The sequence below is a fragment of the Desulfovibrio desulfuricans genome (assembly GCF_024460775.1).
GTDB classification, from domain to species: Bacteria; Desulfobacterota; Desulfovibrionia; order Desulfovibrionales; family Desulfovibrionaceae; genus Desulfovibrio; species Desulfovibrio desulfuricans_E.
On record NZ_JANFYZ010000006.1, the window covers coordinates 46,316 to 64,175 of the forward strand.

21 protein-coding genes are annotated in these 17,860 nt (G+C 61.3%); 1 reads left to right on the forward strand and 20 read right to left on the reverse strand.

The window, feature by feature from the left end; translation table 11 throughout:
- Positions 1-3: 3 nt before the first annotated feature.
- Positions 4-603 carry a phage tail protein gene (locus tag NE637_RS08845; RefSeq protein ID WP_227118592.1) on the reverse strand — a complete coding sequence of 200 codons (600 nt, stop codon included), beginning with the start codon at positions 601-603 and terminating at the stop codon, positions 4-6.
- Between the two features lie 299 nt (positions 604-902).
- On the opposite strand from NE637_RS08845, the gene NE637_RS08850 reads away from it, so the two are divergent.
- A complete protein-coding gene (locus tag NE637_RS08850; RefSeq protein ID WP_256267692.1) occupies positions 903-1,145 on the forward strand; it encodes a hypothetical protein in 243 nt (80 codons plus the stop codon).
- Here NE637_RS08850 and NE637_RS08855 read toward each other — a convergent pair whose 3' ends face one another.
- The 19 genes from NE637_RS08855 to NE637_RS08945 form a co-directional block, all read right to left on the reverse strand.
- Positions 1,146-2,306, reverse strand: a complete 1,161-nt coding sequence (locus NE637_RS08855) for a hypothetical protein (RefSeq protein ID WP_256267693.1) — start codon at positions 2,304-2,306, stop codon at positions 1,146-1,148.
- 2 nt (positions 2,307-2,308) lie between these two features.
- Positions 2,309-2,905: a YmfQ family protein gene (locus tag NE637_RS08860; protein ID WP_227118594.1), complete on the reverse strand. Its 597-nt coding sequence runs from the start codon at positions 2,903-2,905 to the stop codon at positions 2,309-2,311.
- 2 nt (positions 2,906-2,907) lie between these two features.
- Entirely contained in the window at positions 2,908-3,966 is a 1,059-nt protein-coding gene (locus tag NE637_RS08865) for a baseplate J/gp47 family protein (protein WP_227118595.1), read from the reverse strand.
- 35 nt (positions 3,967-4,001) lie between these two features.
- Entirely contained in the window at positions 4,002-4,505 is a 504-nt protein-coding gene (locus NE637_RS08870; RefSeq protein ID WP_227118596.1) for a phage GP46 family protein, read from the reverse strand.
- Positions 4,506-4,625: 120 nt separating this feature from the next.
- On the reverse strand, positions 4,626-5,261 hold the full coding sequence (locus NE637_RS08875; protein WP_227118597.1) for a phage baseplate assembly protein V: 636 nt from the start codon (positions 5,259-5,261) through the stop codon (positions 4,626-4,628).
- Positions 5,261-6,358 (reverse strand): phage baseplate assembly protein, encoded by a 1,098-nt coding sequence (locus NE637_RS08880; RefSeq protein WP_227118598.1) that lies wholly within the window; start codon positions 6,356-6,358, stop codon positions 5,261-5,263. The genes NE637_RS08875 and NE637_RS08880 overlap by 1 nt, the downstream gene beginning before the upstream one ends.
- Positions 6,351-7,523 (reverse strand): DNA circularization protein, encoded by a 1,173-nt coding sequence (locus NE637_RS08885; RefSeq protein ID WP_227118599.1) that lies wholly within the window; start codon positions 7,521-7,523, stop codon positions 6,351-6,353. The genes NE637_RS08880 and NE637_RS08885 overlap by 8 nt, the downstream gene beginning before the upstream one ends.
- Positions 7,523-9,520, reverse strand: coding sequence for a phage tail tape measure protein (locus tag NE637_RS08890; protein WP_227118600.1), 1,998 nt, complete (start codon positions 9,518-9,520; stop codon positions 7,523-7,525). Before NE637_RS08890 ends, NE637_RS08885 begins: the two co-directional genes overlap by 1 nt.
- 78 nt (positions 9,521-9,598) lie before the next feature.
- Positions 9,599-10,081 carry a phage tail assembly protein gene (locus NE637_RS08895; RefSeq protein ID WP_227118601.1) on the reverse strand — a complete coding sequence of 161 codons (483 nt, stop codon included), beginning with the start codon at positions 10,079-10,081 and terminating at the stop codon, positions 9,599-9,601.
- A 79-nt stretch (positions 10,082-10,160) separates the two neighbouring features.
- A complete protein-coding gene (locus NE637_RS08900) occupies positions 10,161-10,517 on the reverse strand; it encodes a phage tail tube protein (RefSeq protein ID WP_227118602.1) in 357 nt (118 codons plus the stop codon).
- 141 nt (positions 10,518-10,658) lie between these two features.
- Positions 10,659-12,134 (reverse strand): phage tail sheath C-terminal domain-containing protein, encoded by a 1,476-nt coding sequence (locus NE637_RS08905; RefSeq protein WP_227118603.1) that lies wholly within the window; start codon positions 12,132-12,134, stop codon positions 10,659-10,661.
- Entirely contained in the window at positions 12,134-12,355 is a 222-nt protein-coding gene (locus NE637_RS08910; RefSeq protein ID WP_227118604.1) for a DUF2635 domain-containing protein, read from the reverse strand. Before NE637_RS08910 ends, NE637_RS08905 begins: the two co-directional genes overlap by 1 nt.
- 1 nt (position 12,356) lies before the next feature.
- Positions 12,357-12,923: a hypothetical protein gene (locus NE637_RS08915; protein ID WP_227118605.1), complete on the reverse strand. Its 567-nt coding sequence runs from the start codon at positions 12,921-12,923 to the stop codon at positions 12,357-12,359.
- Positions 12,916-13,449, reverse strand: a complete 534-nt coding sequence (locus NE637_RS08920; protein ID WP_227118606.1) for a phage virion morphogenesis protein — start codon at positions 13,447-13,449, stop codon at positions 12,916-12,918. The genes NE637_RS08915 and NE637_RS08920 overlap by 8 nt, the downstream gene beginning before the upstream one ends.
- Positions 13,450-13,881, reverse strand: coding sequence for a DUF1320 domain-containing protein (locus NE637_RS08925; RefSeq protein WP_227118607.1), 432 nt, complete (start codon positions 13,879-13,881; stop codon positions 13,450-13,452).
- Between the two features lie 3 nt (positions 13,882-13,884).
- The gene (locus tag NE637_RS08930; RefSeq protein ID WP_227118608.1) at positions 13,885-14,823 is read right to left on the reverse strand and encodes a hypothetical protein; all 939 of its coding nucleotides are present in this window, start codon (positions 14,821-14,823) and stop codon (positions 13,885-13,887) included.
- A gap of 10 nt (positions 14,824-14,833) precedes the next feature.
- Positions 14,834-15,205, reverse strand: a complete 372-nt coding sequence (locus NE637_RS08935) for a DUF2190 family protein (RefSeq protein ID WP_227118609.1) — start codon at positions 15,203-15,205, stop codon at positions 14,834-14,836.
- Entirely contained in the window at positions 15,198-16,322 is a 1,125-nt protein-coding gene (locus NE637_RS08940) for a phage protease (protein WP_227118610.1), read from the reverse strand. The genes NE637_RS08935 and NE637_RS08940 overlap by 8 nt, the downstream gene beginning before the upstream one ends.
- Positions 16,323-16,684: 362 nt before the next feature.
- Positions 16,685-17,860, reverse strand: a complete 1,176-nt coding sequence (locus NE637_RS08945; RefSeq protein WP_227118611.1) for a PBECR2 nuclease fold domain-containing protein — start codon at positions 17,858-17,860, stop codon at positions 16,685-16,687.

Sequence of the window (17,860 nt, forward strand, 5' to 3'; positions counted from 1 at the left end):
CGGCTATACAGCGTAGCTGACGACAAGGTCTTGCACGGCGACCACGGTGGTTGCGGCGGCCACGGCGGCCAGTAACTCGTCGCGGTGTGTCGCATGGGTCTGCATGACATATGCAAGGCCCTCCGCATCCTCTGCCGCAAAAGCGGCTGCGCTGATGGTGACATCCTGCGCCGTTGGTGACGCCGTGGGCATGGTCAGGGACGCGGCCACGGCGGCGTCATAGCCAGCCGCTATCTCTGCCGTCTTTGTCACCTTGGCCTCCGCCAATAGCTCGGCGTCTGTTTTTGCCGGGCGCTCGGTCAGCGCGCCACCCGGCAAGGGGCCAGGTGTGTGCATGCGGCGCGCCGGGCTAAGGTGCGTATCGCCCGGCAGCCAGTACTCGGTGCCGGGTTGCACGTCCTCTGCTGCAAAGTGCGGTTCCGCGCGCTGGCGGTGATCCTCAACCAGCACCCAACCTTTGTTGTCCACATACTGCGGCCACTGGTTTTTCCATGGGCGGGGCGGCAGAGCATTGGGCGTGGAGTTGTACGGCGGGCAGCCGTAGTCCTCATCAGAGTTGATATAATATTGGTCAGGGCGCGTATATCTATGGGCAATTGCCATTGGTTACTCCTTGATTTTTTTTGTCGCCTCTCGGCGTGGAATACAAACTCATGAGATTTGGCAAATGTAGAGACCTGTTATCCACATCAACGTCATATACCAACCGTCCATAAAAACCCGCACGTCGGCAGCTACAACAAACACTTCCTACGCCGAGCGGCTCATGATCAGCACCCCAACGGCGCGGTAGATTAGCGGGGCCTGTGGGGACAACGAGCGATGGGCCAAATTTTATTTCATGCATTGGAAAATCCTTTTATTGTTGCCTCTCTCTCGGCGTGGGAGGCGTACATGGGGATATGATTCGCAACATTGTAGGCAGCACAAACGGCGCATCCATTCAGGCAGGTATGATTAACGGCACGGTTGGCACTGGCGCGTTGCGCTTTACCGTACAGGACTCCAGCGCTGGATCGCCAAATGCTGGATACCGCCGAGGAGTTGTCGCTCTTGATGCGTCATATGCCGTGCCCACAGGTGCGGCAAACAAGCCGCGTGCGTGGGGCGCGTTGGCGTGTTGTTATCTTGGCCAGCCAGCATAGCTATGCCACCGGGGTGCCAAGGTAGCAGCAGGCAAGAGCACCCCACGCACGGGGTTTATTCGCTGCGCCAGTGGGGACTACGCGGGCAAGATTCATGGTGGTTATATATGTGTCCCAAGAAGATGCCCCCATATCTCTCCCGCTGTATGAGCTTACGAAGGGGCCATCGCCGCTTTGCTTTACGGTACCACCAACTCGTCCCTGGATGTTTCTTATTACATCCCCATGTACGCCTCCCACGCCGAGAGAGTCATAGCCCGCCATCTCGCGGAGGAGTCCTGTGAGGTCAGGCATCAGGAGCGTGTCGGCGGCTTTGTCCCACCAGAATTTGGCCACGCCGCCGATGTTGTTCCACCGGACTTGGGAACCGTCGGCAAGCGTTGCCCATGCTGCATTGTGTGCCGCTTCGTACTCGGCAAGCGACCCAAAAATACGCTTTGCACCGTGCGTGGTTGACAGATAGGCGGCCATCTGTGGATAGGTGACCGAAAAATTGGAGACGACGTTGGCATTGCAGGGCTTAAAGCCTGGCCGGACAAGCTCATCCTCAAACCACACATATTGGCCGATCGGGTACGGGGCCATGCCGCCTACAATCTGCCATTGGCTGCCAGAGTATATCAGCGTGTATACCTGCCCCTTGGCGATCTGGCCGACCTCCGGCGCAACTCCGCAATAAGTAATACCCTTGGCTCCAGTACCGGACACGTTGAGAGTGGGATTAGCTGCGGCGTTAACAGTCGTAAAAACGACATGCAACGTAGCGCCTGCTGTAAGCGCAAACCCGGAAATATCCAGTTCCTTGGCTGCGGTAGCGGCAGCCGTTGTACAAGTGTACATGGTCGGTCTGGTCGATATGCGCCCTGCCGTATCGACGGATATCGTTGTGCCATCGGGCATGACCAGTCCGGGCTGCAGCAGCGTGGCCAGACCCGGCGTTGCGGATTCGATGAGCATACCGATGGCCTTGCGCACCTGTTCCAGATCTGTGCCGCTGGGTGTCAGGCCTGCAAAACGGATGAGGTGGATCAGCTCGCGCATGCCCGGCTCAATAGCCTTGGCAGGCACGGCAGAACCTTCGATCCCGGCTTCGGGATTGCCATCAATATAGATAGCGGCCTCGCCTTGGGCCTCTTGTCCTATGGGGGTTGCGTAATCCATTGCTATACTCCTGTGGCCTCGTAACCGACCACCAATGTTGTGTGCCCTGGAGCGTATCGACGCAGCAGACACTCCAAATCCTCGCGATTGGCAATGCCCAAAAGTTTGTCCCCGGCCTGTGACGCGCCGCAACGAAAGCGCACAACACGCTGCCCGCGCACAACAACCGACCAAACGAGGCGCACCTCATGCCCGCCGTTGAGCCTGTTACCACACCGTGAAAGGCCCGCAACAAAAGGCTTGTACTCAGTGACCGTGATCTCAAGGCCCAGCATATCTGCCAGGCGCTTGTAAAATGCCTCTGTCTGCCCGCCCGCACCCGTGAGCTGCGCAACAACCGCCGCGCGCCGTGCCTGCAGCGTGCTGTCCCAGGCGATAGGGCAATCGCCTGGAAGGCCGCAAACCCGCTCCCAATCTGCCAACAGCTCCAGGGCCTGGCGCGGATCGGACTCGCGGATCAGCGCCGCCGCCCGGCTGTCAACACGCTCCAGCTCCTGCGCCAGACCGTCCAGCAGTTTGACCCATGTGCTGTCCGGGTCCGTGGGCAGGGCCTCGCCGGGCGGCTGCAGCTGGAGGAGCTGGTTAAGATAATCGGCCACGGCTAATCTCCCCAATTAATTGCGCCGGGTACGGCGAGCTGACCGGTGGCGAGCTGGATATTTGCGGCGGGGGTGATGAGCGTATGATCATCCTCGCCGTCCGTCTGGCTGATGGCCTCGTTGAGGCGGGACACAATGACGGTGCCGCCGGGCGTGGCGTCCCTGCGCAGGGATGCCCAGAGCGCCTCGGCCACAAGCACGCGCAGGCGCGGCGTATCGGGCGAGATGCGGAGATTGCAGTTGATTGGCACAGGCACGGGGGCAACAACGTAGACGTCTGCCGTGACCGGCCGCACGCTGTCGATATAGGCTTTGACGCGGGCCACATCGGCAGCCAGGGGGATGCCGTTGTCGTAGGTTGCGTCCATCGCAAAGCGGACGGTCACAGAGCCACGGCCCATTTCGCCGGGATAGCACCAGGCGCGGGTGACGCCCGCAACGCTGAGTGCCCAGGCCACATAGTCCTGTGCAGCGCCACCGCTGGGCAGGGTGCGGATGCGGGCGAGCAATCGGTTGCGCAGGGAGACATCAGTCTCCGTATCTGCGCCGCCAGTGATGGGGGTTGTGGTGACAGCAGTGGCGGTGACGCCAAGCACTGGCGATGTGAGGGTGAGTGCAACGCCTGCGTCGGCGTTGGCGGCCTCGCCCGCATCCACGGCCATGATTGCAGGCGATACCTTGCCGTCTACGGCAACCGCATCTGCCTGCACCTCATACAGCACGCCATCGGTCCGCTGCATCTGCGTACCTGCGGGCATGATTGTGCCGTTGGCTGCCGAAAAGCTGATACCGGTGGTGATTGCCGCCTTGGTGGCCGCCTTGCGGGGGATGCCCCAGATACTTGACCAGCGCTCCAAATGTTCCAGCTCTGCCGAATCCGGCATGATCTGTTGCGCCTGCCAATCAAGATATCCGTACAGACCATGTGCAACACCGCCCTCCATCCTGGCCAGGACGGCCAGGAGGCGGCGGCGCTGATACGGCTCGCCGTCCAGGCGGCTATCCATGTCAGCCTGGGCGCGGGCGATCAGATCAGTAAGTGTGGGGCGTGTGAATGGCATGCCAGCACAATATGTGCTGGCTGAAGGCAAGTCTTTTAATTCTGGAGAAAAAATCCAGTTGCGGGCTGATAGTTATAATTGTCAGCGTAGGTGGAGCCGTCCGGCAGAGTGATGGTAATCTCCAACGCCAGCCAACCCTGCTGCGGGTTGGTGGCGGTAACGGTAACGTCTGTGGCCCGGCCATCATCCAGCAGCCACTGGAGAGACTCCTCGGCGTAATATTTTGCGCGGGCCAGCACCTCTGGCAACTGCTTTTCCCGGCTCAAGAGCCAGAGCCGGGAGCCAATGCGGTCGGTTTTGCCGCTGTCCGCCGCCGTCTGGCCCAGCCCGTAGTCCGTCAACGGAGCCACGGTGTCGGCCCACCAGCCGCGCTTGTTGTTTGTGCCGTCGGGGATAACATCCTCATCCTCTGCGCGGCGGTGGCAAAACAGGGACAGGATAACGGCGGTGCGCAAGCTGTCATCGCCCAGCACATCGCCTGCAGTAGCGACGCAGTCCGCGCCCAGCTCCGTCATAAATATACCGAGGTCATTAGGCATTGGGCGCTCCCGTTGTCCCGCCGCTGCGGCAGTCGTTGGCGAGTCTACGAGCCTTACGAATGGCGACAGCAGTATGACCATTTAGCATACAAGAGATGATGCACGGTGCGGGCAAAATTATCATTGAGGCTCTCCCGTTGTCCCGCCGCTATCGCCGGGGTGTGTGTGGTGTGCGGTGCTGACACCAGCGGCGACCTGGTCGCCAGTTGAGGTTATGGTGCCGTCCTGTTTGGTGTTGCCCTTGATGGCCAGATTCGCATTCATCTGGGCGGCGCAACCGCCCCCCTCGCTGCCGAGCTGGTAGGACGGCGTGTTGTAGGCCACTCCCTCGCTGGCGTTGACCGTGTACTTTTTGGTGGTGATGGTTGCATCCTCATCCGCGTCAATCTCCAGGTGCAGGGTTTTGACCCTCATGTGACGCTCACGCATGAGGGTGATTTTATCGCCTTCATCCGTGTAGATGCAGACCTCGCCGGATTTTAGCCCAACGGCCCGGAAACTGCGATTGCCGAAGTTAAAACCCACAGCCGCACCGCGATGGCCACCGACGTTGAGCACCACGCCCTCGGCACCCGGCAGGGGGTTGCTGGTAAAACCGTATGGCTCCACGTGCTCCACGCCATCCTGGGTTTCGTCGGCCAGCACCTGTACTTGCAGGGTCTGGCAGCCTGGCGCAGAGTCAACAACGTGCAGTACCGCCCGCCCGATGAGCGTGTAAATGCTGGTGCGCAGGGCGCGCAACAAACGCTCGTGCATTAGCTAGCCCCCATGCTGGCCCAGGTGCCGCCGTCCTTGCCCTTGCCCTTTTTGCCCTTGGGCGCTTCTGGGATGAGGTCATAGGCTTCCTTGGGCGAGAGCGTCAGTTCGCTGATCCAGCCGTCGCTGTCCGATAGTTTGTAACTGACGCCCACGATCAGCTGAGTGCTCAACACCTTGCCCTTGTCGCCCAAAAGGTCGACCAGGGTGTTGTGCCGCCACAACTCCGCCCCCGCGAACCAGCCGTTGACCGTGGCTTGCACCTTGTGCCCCTTGCCGTAGCGGATGGCTACCTCGTGCCGGGCGCGGGTGGTGGCGCTGCCGTATTCTTCCTGCTCCGCGACCAATGTCAGGGGGCGATAGCGCGGCACGCGCGAGTCTGTGGCCGAGCCTTTGGCCTGGGCGTTGGTGCTGCCATTCCAACTTTCCGACCCGCCGCTCTGTCCCTTGACGGTAATGATGGAAAACCGCTCTTTCATGCTGCTGGACATGGTCAATTTTTTAAGGTTGCCGCCCAGCTTGAGGCCCACGGCTGCCTTGGTAGTGCCCGCCCTGGTGATGACCAGACGGCCCTGGCCATCAGTGGTCAGCATGACGGCGTTGGCACGGGCCAGACGCTCCAGCATCTCAAAGCAGGTCTCCCCCTCGTCGCTCTTAAAATTGGGCACGGTGGCCAGGCTGCCCGAGACAGCCACCACAACCTGGATGCCAAACAGGGCAGCCCAACGGCGCGCCAGCACAACCAGACCACCGCCTTTGAGCTGCGTGGATGGCGGGCAGCAATCCACGAGGTCTGCCGTTTTGTCGCGCCCCGTGACGCTGTAGGTGTGCCCGTTGGGGTCATAGCTGACTTCCACGTCGTCAACATAGCCTGTGATGACGGGCGTGCCGTTGACCAGCACCCGGCACGGGGCACCTACTGGTACCTGGCGTGATTGCGCTTGCTGCGGCCAGCGGTCGGTGACGGACAGTTTGAACGTGCCCGCGCACTGCTCCAGGCTGCGGCTGATCTCGATATCCTTCCAGCCGCCATAGAGTTTGCCGTCGACCTCCAGACGTACTGAAGGGCGCGCTGGCTGGTGCTGCGTGTCACTCACTGAGCACCTCCAGCTCCGTTTGGCCGGGCACGCGGCCAGGATGGCGCACATGGTTGCGGCTGACGATCTCGTCGGCCCTCGTTGCCGTGCCATACAGATTATAGGCCGCCACCAGGGCGGGCATGGTTGTGGGCAGCTCGACCTTGCGCACACTGGGCAATTGGCCGCCGCGCGTGGTCAGGTCAACGGCCACAGCCCGGCGTAATTCTGCCAAACTTCCGTACACGGGATCGCTGACAACGGGCGCAACGGCGTCAATGCCCGCCAGCGTGGTATCCCGCTCCGCCAAAGCATCGTCGGACGTGACAAAATCTTTGTAGGCCGAGGCGGCGGCCAGCTCCGTGACAGCAATGCCCGCCAGGGTGGTACGCAGGGCAATTGTCGACGGCGTATCAATGACCGGGTTGGTTGTGAGCATTTCGTCAATGGGTTCCACTCCCCGCGACGGGGTCGACGTAAACGAGTACGAGGTGTCCACATCCGTTGCCTCACCCGTGGTGCCCAGCAGCCCGCCGAAGAGGTCGGTCAACGCGCCAAACAGCGCGGAGGGACTTGCAGTGAGTGACATGGCATAGCCCAACCCCTCGGCCATGAGCGCCTGGGGCAGGCCGATATACTCCATGACCAGCGCCGCGTTTGTTTGCAGGGTTTCGGCTACTGCGGCCAGCTCCCGCGCGGCGGGGCCAAACTTTGCCAAAAACTCTTTTTTAAGTTGCTCGCGCACGCTGGCTGCGGCCTTGTTGGTTCCGTAGGCCGTGTCTGCAGTGGCCGCTGGTTGCTCCAGACTGCCAGCCTCGCAAAACGTAATATCGACCTGGAGCAGGCCGCCGCTTTCCATACTCTCGCGCAGGGAGTAACGGTCGACGCAGACCTTGATCTCGCCGTGCCAGGGATGGATGAGCGTGCCGGGGCCGTATGATTCCAGAGCTTTGAGCAGATCCTTGCGGGCGTCAAAATAACTGTAGTTGCGGCCCTGGACCACAAAGGCCTTTACGCTGTACTCCCGCGCCTTGCGGCCCATGTCCTCGGTATAGGGCATGTCGCGCAACGGGTACTCATGCTTGACCAGACGGCGGCCACCGGATGCGTCAACATCGTCAACCTCAAATTTAGCGCCCCGGAAACTGGCCTGGCGCAAATTGTTGAAAAATGTGCGGGTAAACATCAGTCCCCCAGCATCACGTTGTTGATGGTCTGCGCATAGCTGGCCCCGCTGTACACGTTGCCGTTACCGCCACGGAGCGTGGCCTGAGCATTGCCCTGCACGTTGACGTCAACGGCCACGCCGTTGGCTGTGGCCGCTGCCATCTGCTGTGCGGCAGACTGCATCATCTCCGCAGCACGTTGCATGAGTTTTGACGCGGGGTCGTCGGCCTTGTCATCGCCAAGGCCCAACCAGCCTTTGACGGCATTGGTCATGCTCTGCGCCAGGCCTGATCCGGCGATGCCGCCAACAACGCCGCCAAGTGCGCCGCCGATGGCAGTGCCTAGGCCGGGCGCGATAAATGTGCCGATAGACGCGCCGATCTTGGCACCAAGAGCGCCGCCTGCCCATCCACCTGCGGCCTGCCCGGCGGTGTCGACAATGGCCCCGGCCTTATCGCCGATGGTTGCCTGGTCATCGGCCATGATCTCGTAGGCTCCGTAGGCGGTGGCGGCTGCCAGACCCATGCCGCCAATGCGGCCAAGGCCACGGCCAAACCTGCCGCCTTTGCCCTTGGGGGTTTTGCCCGGCTTACCTGTGCCGCCCTCGGGCAGCACGGCACCGTCCTTGCCAAGCATGGCATCGCGCATGAGGGACATCTGCCCGTTGACAACGTAGACCGGCAACGGCAGCTTAAGCCCGGCAAGACCGCCCATGCCTTGAGCCATACGGCTGGCCATGCCTCCCGCAAAGCTCCCGCCCATGCGGGCAAGGCCACGCCCTGCAAGTTTGATCGCACCAAATCCAGCCAGCCCGGCGGCAGCGCCGCCCACCAGCAGCTCCTTGCCGCCAATTTTGCCGTCGTCCAGTACCTTGCCGATCGTGCGGCTGATCACGTCGTTGATGGGCTGCGCAAATTCATCTGCCGCCTTGCCTAGGGCGGCCTTGAGGCGGCCTACCTGATCGACGGAGTTTTTGATGGCGTCAGGCAGTTTTTTTTGAATAGTACCGCCTGCGTCCTTGATGTCGGCGTTCATCTTTTCGATATCTTCTAGGGCATTGCCATCAAGAAGGATACGAATGCCGCGCTGGGTGTCGAGGTCTGTTTTGGCAAAGGCAGAGGCAAACGCCTTGTCGCGTTGGGCATCTGTCTTAAAATGCTTGTACCGCTCGCGGATGTCCTTGAACACATCCACGGCGGCCCGCTTTTCGCCCTTGGCGTCATAAAATTTGACACCCGTGGCCTTGGCCGCATCCTTGAGGTAGTTGTTGTTGGTAAACAGCCGCAATGTGGAATCAACGAGTGTTGCCAACCGCTCGGGCTGGCGCTCAACAAGGCTTAAACGCTCGATAAAAGCCAAGGTCTGTGTAAAATCCATACCCGCATTTTTGGCGCTGTTGCCCACGCGGCCAAAGATGCTTGCCAAATCCTCCAGTTCGGCATTGCCCGCAAAGCCCGCCTGAGTCATCTGATCCAGCACAAGGGTTGCGGTTTTGACGTCGGCCAGGTCAAACTTGAATGCCTGCGCCGCCACGCTCATGGCGGAGCCGAGGGTCTCGGCTTTGGCTCCGGTGACGGCCATTGCCGGATTGATGGCCCGGATGGTGCCGAGAGCCTGCTCCCAGCTTTGCCCTGATTGGATAAGGCCGTAAAAGCCGTCCAGCAAATCCTGCATGGGTCGGCCTGTCTGACGGGACATGTCGTACAGCTCAGTGCGCAGGCTTGCCGCCTGCTGAGCCGAGGCCTCGCCCGTGATCGCCACACGGGCGAGGAACTTGTCCAGCTTGGCGCTGTCCATGACGGCCTGCGTGGCCTTGTACGTAACGCCAAGCCCGGCGATGCTCGCAGTATAGCGCCCTGCGAGCTGGTCCATACCTCGCCCCGCAGTGGCCGCCGCAGACCGCATGCCCGCAAAGGCAGCATTGGCCCGCCCGGCCATGCCAGACAGAGCCTGCGAGTACTGGCGGGCGCGGTCTTGCAGATTGCCTGCGAGATCAATGATGAGCGATGTTTTCATGGTGCGGCGGTCCTGATAATGCGGAGCAGGTTGCAAAGGCGGGGCGCGGGCATGTCCAGCGCCGTGGTCAGGGGGATGTTAGTCAGGCTGGCCAGCCGCACTGCCAGCATCAGCAGGTGCGGCAGAACCAGCATCAGTTCGCCCCCGTTTACCCATAGCTTCCACGGCTTTTTCCACGTGCGCGTCAAGGATAGCTACGCCCATTTGCAGCGCACTAAGATCAGTGACGGTCAGGCGTGCCATATCTTCCGGTTCCAGGGGGCCGTTAAATGTGCCGCCGTTGTCGTCCTCCAGGCGCGCAACCTGACGGCGCAACATTTCTCGCCCCATACGGGCAGGGCTGGATACGAGAGCGAAATCCCCGGTGGGAGTGGAAACGAGACGCTCTGAAGCCTCGCTGGCCTCTTGGACGTCACCGGCGTTGAGCTGGCGCAGTACGGCGATTTTGTATGTGACGGACCCGATGGTGAGACCATCCTTCAAATCAATGGGCAGGCGGTTGCCGGAGAGCAGCGTAATGGCGTTGCTGGCCTTGGGATCAGTAATTTTTTTCTTGGGCATAACAAAAACCTCCTAGCCGCTAGGCTAGGAGGTTTAAGGTACGCGTGTCTTTTAATTCTGGAGAAAAAGAGGTTCGTGGCTACAGGCGCTCGCAGGATTCCGCAGACATTTTGACGCCGACGGTGCCGTTTTCCGCGTCCAGAGCTTCCTGCGAGCCGACCCACGCATTGCGCAGTAAATAGCGGTCGCCGGTGTCACTCTCAAAGATAACCGTGGCGTTTTTGATGGCGTTGATGGCCGTGAGGTCTGTGTCCTTGGTGTGGTAGACCGAGGCATCCAGTTCTGGGGCTTTGGTTTTTTCGTTGTAGCCGTGAACCTTGCCGCCGCCGACCTTTGGCTCGCGCTCCACGCCACCGGGGTGGAGTTTGCAGCCGTCAGTGGTGCGCCACTGGTTGCCATCGACCTTGATGATTGCCTTGCCAGTAATCTGGGGCATTTCGTCCTCCTCTGTGTCGGCGGGATTTTGCCCGCTGGCGGCGTTGATCCGCGCCGGGCGGCTCCGGTTACATAGACAGCTATGCGCCCGTCGCCCCCGGCTCGCCCGCCTTGCCAGCGAACAAACTTACGCCGACGAAAGTTACAGAATGAATCTCGTAAGCATCGCAAAAATGCGGAACTGGTTGACCAGATCGGGAGCGGCCAGCACGTCCAGGCGGTTGCGGTCATCCGCGTTGCGCTCGACCAACAACCCCTCCTTGAAGGCGTCCGCATTTTCAACCAGACCCTTCTGTTCCAGCTCGCGGAAGAGGGCCAGCAGCTCGGCACGGATGACCGAGGGCGTAACAATGGCCTGGCCATCGCCGTATTGGGTGCCATCGTCCGCCAGTTTATGGCGCGGGAATTTTTGCGTGATGCGGGCATTGACCGCGTAGCGCCAGTAACCCAGCGTGGCCACGGTCTGCACGTCTAGATAGGACGGGTCAGCCGTGTCATATGAGTTGTGCTGATACATGGTGACTTCGCGCTCGATCTGCACGGTGCCGTCCTCGGTGACGCGATAGGTGGCGATGCCGTCCCAGAGCAGGATATTGCGCTCCTCCAGGCTCCAGCGGTCCTCGCGCGCGGGGGCTTTGATGCCCGTCAGCTCCAGCGTTTGCAACGGGCGGGCCGGGTCTGTTGCCAAGGAGACAGCGGCGCGCATACCGTAGGCTGCGGCAATGTCCCAGGGCGATGACGGCGACTTGCCCACGCACATGATGGACACAAGCTGGCTGTTGCCGCCGTTGCCATATGTGGACGTTTCCGCCAGCGTACCGCGATACGCCCCCCAGGCCTGGCACTCCTGCTGACGCATGGGGCCAAACTGCGCGTCCAGCCACACTTCCAGCTGCTCGCGCTCGGTTTTTTGCACCCAGGGCGTGACCAGGGCCTTCCACCATGTGTCGCCCAGCTTGGCGACGACTTGATCCATGTCAGGATCGGCAGCGCCGCCAGACATGGCAGTGATGCTGGCGCGCAGGCCCGTGGGCAGTGCATCCTCGGAAGCGTAGTTGAGGCGCACGTCCAGGGCGTTGCCCGTTGCCCCCTTCCAGCGGCAAGTCAGGTTGATGAGGCCCGCATTGTCAGCGGACGCCACGGCGGTGACGGGCAAGGTGCCGTCCGCGTTGATGGCGGCTGCCAGGCGCGCTGCCGTGGTTGCCAGAGTCTCCCCGGCCACGGCCTTTGCCCGCACCCGTGTGCCGCCTATATATAATGATACAACGCCAGTGACCGTGCATTGGCCCGTGAGCGTGACCAAGCCCTTTGCGGCTACTGCTGCGGCATCTTCCGGCACGGCCATGCAATACATTTCCAGCATGCTGCCGTTACGCAGGGCCATGCGGGCCATGCTTGCAATCTGACTGCCACGGCCCCACAGCCCGGCGGCCTGGTCGGCGCTCGTGATGAGCACGGGTTTGAGGGTCTCACCGGTATTGTCGGTTTCGGGGTGGCCCATGAGCAGTACGCGCCACTCCATCACAGGCGTACCTCGGACAGCGCCGGAGTTGTCAAACTCAATATAGGTCAGCGGCACGCGCACGTTGTTGCCGATGCCGTTAAAGCTGATTGCCATTAGTTGCCCTCCTCAGTAGTGCTGGAGGTTTTGGACTTTGCGGGTTGGGCTTGGGCGGGCTGAGTCGGGACGGTCATAGTAATTGTGACGTCTCCGTCCAGTTGCCGCCGCAGCCAGTAGGCTTTGTGGGGGCCGGGCGGGATTTCCGCACCTGCGTCGGGCAGTATCTCGCCCGTGGCGGGGTTGCGGACAACCAGGCCTGCCTTGGGGGTGATGTACATTTTATACCTCGCTGCTCGCCGGCGCGGTATCGGTGCCGGGCAGATATATTTCTATGGTGGGGTCGCCGTCTGCCTTCTCGTGGACAAAACAGCGCAAAAAATAGTCCAGATCAGGCCGCTTGATGACGTTGGACACGTCAACGGACTGTTTCCACGTCACGGCCCACAGGGCTGTGCCGTTGGTCTCAATATCGCCGTCGGTCAGGTTTGTGGCGCGCACGCTCTCCGGCTTGCCAGAAACCAGCTCAAAATGCTGGTCCGCAATGTGAGCCAGCACCAGTGTGACCAGCGCAAGAGCCGCCTGTGTGGCATCTTTGGCCACGCCGTCCGCGTCGATCTGCGGGGTGCATACCACTGAGACGCCGATGCTGGCCGTGGCGTAGGGCGCGCCGCCCATGACGTTTAGCCCGTCCGTGCCCACAATCTCCACGCCCACAGCCGGGCTTGCCATGCTCAAACGCTCAAGGGCGGCGGCATCTGCCGTATTGTCCAGCTCGAGCACCGTGACCATATCCGGCAGATTGACCCGCAAATGGGCGGCAATATTGGTACGCAACAGATCAAGCATGGTTGAGCCTCGCTGTTATTTTGCGCATCCAGTCCTCCGTGAGGTTGTGGATGATGGTTTCGTCCTGCCTGCTGACGCCCAGGAAGGGCCGGGCCGGTATGGTGCTTCCGGGGTGATTGACCTTGCGGCGGTAGCCGATGCCAGGGATTGCCAAGGCCCGCGCCCGGCGGGCGGCAATGGTGTGCGGGCGGGTTCGTGCGCCGTCCTGGTGGACGCCCGCGTACTCTACGTTGGTGCCGACTTCCACATCTGTGGAAGTGACGTTATAGGTGTTGGAATCCCGCAGGCGCGCCGTTTTGATAAGGGTTTGCCTGCCCTCGCGCAGGGCGGCGAGCGACCGCACCCACCTGGAGCCGTCCGGCGCGATGCCTGTCTCAAACCTGCGCTGCGTGCTGGTGACCATCTCCTGACCGATGGCGGTAAGGAGCGGGCGAAAGCTGGGCCGCCGCCCCAAAACCTGGCGAGCGCGCTCAACCAATTTTTTCAGCTCACGCTCATCAATTTTGAGTTCCAGGGTTGCGCCCATCTACAGATCCTCCAGCTTGCGCCTAAAATCAGAGGGCGGGGCATAATAGGCAATACCGCCGCTTGTGGACGGGCCGGAGGGCTGGGCCGGACTTGCGCCCGCGCCCAGCGCAGCCTTTCCAGCCGCCAGTTTGTCCAGCAGATCCCTGGCCTCACGCGCCCGCCGCTCGTACATGCTGGCCTCTGACGCACCGTTACGGGGCAGAGCCGATGCCGCCAAGTCCTCCGCGATGCGGCGCAGCACAGGCGGCACTGGCGTGATGCCAATGGGCACGGCGTAACGCACGGACAGCACCAAATCCATCTCGGCGCATGCCGCAGTGAGAGCACGCTCCACGGCGGCCAGGTCGACCTGCTTGTCCGCAGTTGTGCCCGCCAGCGCCACGAGCTGCGCCCCGTACCGGGCCTGCATGTCTGCAACGGTGGCGTACATTGGCTAACCCGCGATGGCGTTTTTGATCAGGCAGCCCGCGCCGGGAGCCAGCACGACTTCTTTAAGGCTTTCGCCTGCCCGCACACGCACACCGCCGCGCATACCAATATCCCGATCAGGGAGAGCACCAGACACGGGAGTGCTGTACGGCACGGTGAGACCCCATGTGACGCCGCGCTGAGCACTGGCGGCAAGGTCGCGGTAGTGGAATGCGATGTGGGGTCCCCAAACGCGTTCCAATACGGGGGCTTTGCCTTTGATGACGCGATTTTTGCGGGACTGACCAATCAACAGTGTTTCCAGCTCAAAATGCGTGCAGAAGTCCTCGGGCGTAATTTTTTTGCCGGTCAGTTGCCCCTTTATCGCCTTGACCAGCAAGGCGTTTCTGGAAACCTTGCCCCAGACAGAGCTGGACATGATGCCAATGTTAGGGCGCATCATGGGCTTTTCGAGAAGACCAACGATGATTTCCTCGGCATCGACCTCATCGTTGTCCAGCCCCTGACCTTCTGCCCGCGTTTGCACATTGCCCGCGTCATAATTGGCAGCATCCTGTACCAGGCTCGCAACACGGCATTCCCTGTCGAGACGGATCAGACTCAAAATGTACTCTGTGCTCTGCCCCGTGACATTGACTCCGTCCTTGCGGCCCTGGTCGATGTCGTCCTGGGGGATAGGATCGTCCAAGGCAAAATCTTCCACTGCAGCAGTTTTTTCCTGCGAGGCCCAGGATACTTCGTTGGGGCGACCAGTACGGCCCACGCGAGTATTCGGGCGACCATAGGATTCCAGGCCGTAAACCGAGTATTTAAATTCGCGTTTGCCTATGGGATTGACACGGGGCAGCACGAGGTCGGCAATAAAATCCCCAGGGCGCTGCATGTAAGCGATGGCAATAGCCGTCAGCTCCGGCTGTGTGGCAAACGGTGCGGTACCAGACATGATTTGCTCCTTAGACGCTCACGGCCATAAGACCGGGAGAGTAGATGTAGTCGATGATTTCTCCAGCGCCACTGGCTGCGGCAAAAGCAAGACCGATGATGTGCTGGCCGGTGGCAGTCGCCTTGACGGCGCGGCCCTCGGCATCGGCGGTAAGGGGGTCGCCCACTGCGATGGCGGCCCCGGACTCGACTTCCGGGATGTCGGACATGGCAACGTCCACAGTGCCGTTGGGCTGTTTGCCAAGCTCGTCAGACGTGCCAATCAGAGCGTGAGTGGCGGCTGTGGCCTGAGTAGCCAGCATATCGGCATCCACAGTGACGATGCGGTACGGGGCAATTTCGCCACTGACCTGGAAGGTTTTGAAAAGTCTGGTGTTAGGCATTGGGGGCCTCCTTGGCCGCAACACCGCTGATCACAGCGGCCACGGCATCGGTGGTGGTTACGGTGATGCCCTTGCCGCGCATGGTCTCCTGATAGCAGAGGGCTTTTTGGGCCACGTCCTGCGGAGTGAGGCCCTCAATGGTGTCGTGGTCGGGCTTGCTGATCTCGCCATACGACACCTGTTGGGGCAGGCGGGCCAAAAACGCGGTCATAAACGCGTTGGGCGTGGCCGTGGTTGCGTTGTCACCCTCGCCAAAGCTGACTGCGGTATCGGTGTCGAGACTGACCAAAAAATCCACCAGGCCCACGGCCATGCCGGGGGTAAGGCGGCCATCGGCCAGGGCTTTGTCCACTGCTGTTTGCGCATCAGCGCGACGGGATTTTTCGGCAAAGCTGGCGAGCTGCCGCTCCAGTTCGGCCACGCGCGGGTCTTCTGTGGTGCCGCACTGCGCGATCAGCTCAGCCCCATTTTTATTTTTGTCCATGTTGCTCTCCTGAAATGCCGGGATATCGGCGGTTTTTGCGGCGGCCACGGCGGCGTCCTCTTGCAGCCAGTCCATGGTCCACGCCGGAATGATGGCGTCGGCCTTATCAAGGCCCTCCTTGTCCACAAAATAATCGCGCAGGCCCCGAAACAGCCCGGCCATGCGGCGCACAATGCCGGTCACGTCCTCCTCCGCGAACTCAAACGACACGCAGTCGTCGCCGTTGTCGGCAAACTGGACCGGGTTGAGGCCCTTGACCGCCGGAGGCTGTGCGCCCAAAAAACCGACGTGGCGCAGGTAGTAGACGCCGGGTACGGGGTTGTGCGGGCTATCGGGTTGGTAAAAACTGGCGCTGACCTTTTTAAAGCGCCCCTTGGATACGGCCTCGGCAAAGGCCGGGTCCACCTGGCGGGGCATGGCGTTGAGGTCTCCGCCTTCTGCGGCGAGGCTCTGCACCCAGCCAAAGGCCGGGGCGTCTGCCGTGGGATGGCCGACAACAATGGGGGCCTCGTGTTTTGCAGGGTCATAGGCGGCGGCGCTGGCGGCGAGGTCTGCCTCGCCGAACGCGATAGTCTGCCCCTGCATGGCCGTGTGGCTGCCAGCACGGAAAATGTGGATGGGATGTTTGGGCATGGCGTACTCCTTGCTTGCGGTTACTGCCGCGTATAGGGCCACCATAGGTGGCCCGAAAGGAGACGTCTTTTAATTTGGGAGAAAAAAAGCCCCGGAGAGATACCGGGGCAGATGTTGAACAAACAGTGTTGGGGGCTGCACGCGGCTTTAGCCGTTACCGTTAAGGGTGTTTTTTTGTGTTCATAAACGGCCCACGTGGGCCGATGGAACCAAGCCCCGAGCAATGAGCCATGTCTAGACTTTTTCTCGCCTGACAGCGCGTATTGACGCTGCCGTCAATTAGCATTAATTATGACTCAAGGCTGTGTGTCAGCCAGCAGCCCCCCACAAGGGGCAAAACCCTCTGCCTCGGCGGGGGGTTTTTATTTTTCGGCCCGCCCGTACAGCAATATTCCCGCCCGCTGCTTCTGCAGCTCTCGCTGGCGGCTGCTCTGGATCAGGGTTACGTCCCACAGTTCGCCCCGGCGGTACTCCGCGATAAACCACGTATATGCCGCCTTGGCTTCTGCCTCATCCGCCCCAGCGATCTGCAGGGCCTTGAGGTAGCGCCGCCGCAACTCCACGCGCCCCGTCAATTTGTCACGATAGGGCATGAGCCAGACCTCGTAAGGATCAGCTATAATCTCGGGCAACAGAGGTATAATCGGCGCGCGATCAAGTGCGAGGTGCTGCCCCAGGCTCTTGGTGGTGATGCCCACGGTGATGCCGTCCGGCCCGGCAAGGGTGCCGCCGGAACCACCGAGCATTTTTTGCACGGCCTCCACAACTTGAGCACGGCTGCTGGCTGCGGGGCCAAGCTGTGCCTTGGGCTTGTCTTGCGGCACGGCATCGGGGCGCTTGTAATAGGTGTGGTCGCGGCTGGTGATGACTGGCTCCCATTGGCCCCGCTCGACCTCCGTGCTCACGCGCGCGGCCTTGCCAACATTGTACGCCCATTCCTCCGGCACATCGCCGGGCCAGGTGGGCACATCGTTGCTCACCTGCCAGCCCTCGGCATCCATACGAGCATCACTGACGCTCTGGGCCGTACAAAGGCAGCCCCATCCGTTGGGGGGGTAATGCGCGTTCCAGAACGGATCTGTGAGCGGCAGTATTGTGCCGTGCCATACCGAGTGCTCTGGCCGTTTGGTGGGGCGCTGGACCTGCACATAACGCAGGTAGGGCATCATCTCGCGGTTGTCCCAGGCCTGCTGCCATTTGCCCGCCATGTATGACGTGCGCATGTTGGTATTAAAAATGACGGCGCTGCGCCAGCCTGGCTCTCCCCGGTATTGCCAGCCGTGGGCCTGCACGATGCCGTCAAACTGGGCGCGGAACTTTTGGATACTCGTGCCGGTATCCAGAGCCTTTTGGACTGCGGCCTGAAAATCGGCCAGCATGGCGTCGTTGGTGCCCCCAGCGATCATAAAAGCCTTGGCGTGGCACTCCCCGGATAGATCGCGGTACGTTTTGACGGGTACGCGCAGTTTGCGGCGGAAATGCTCCTCGGCCTCAACAAAGGGAGCGCCCGCATCCGTCACTTGGGAGCTGGCGATCAT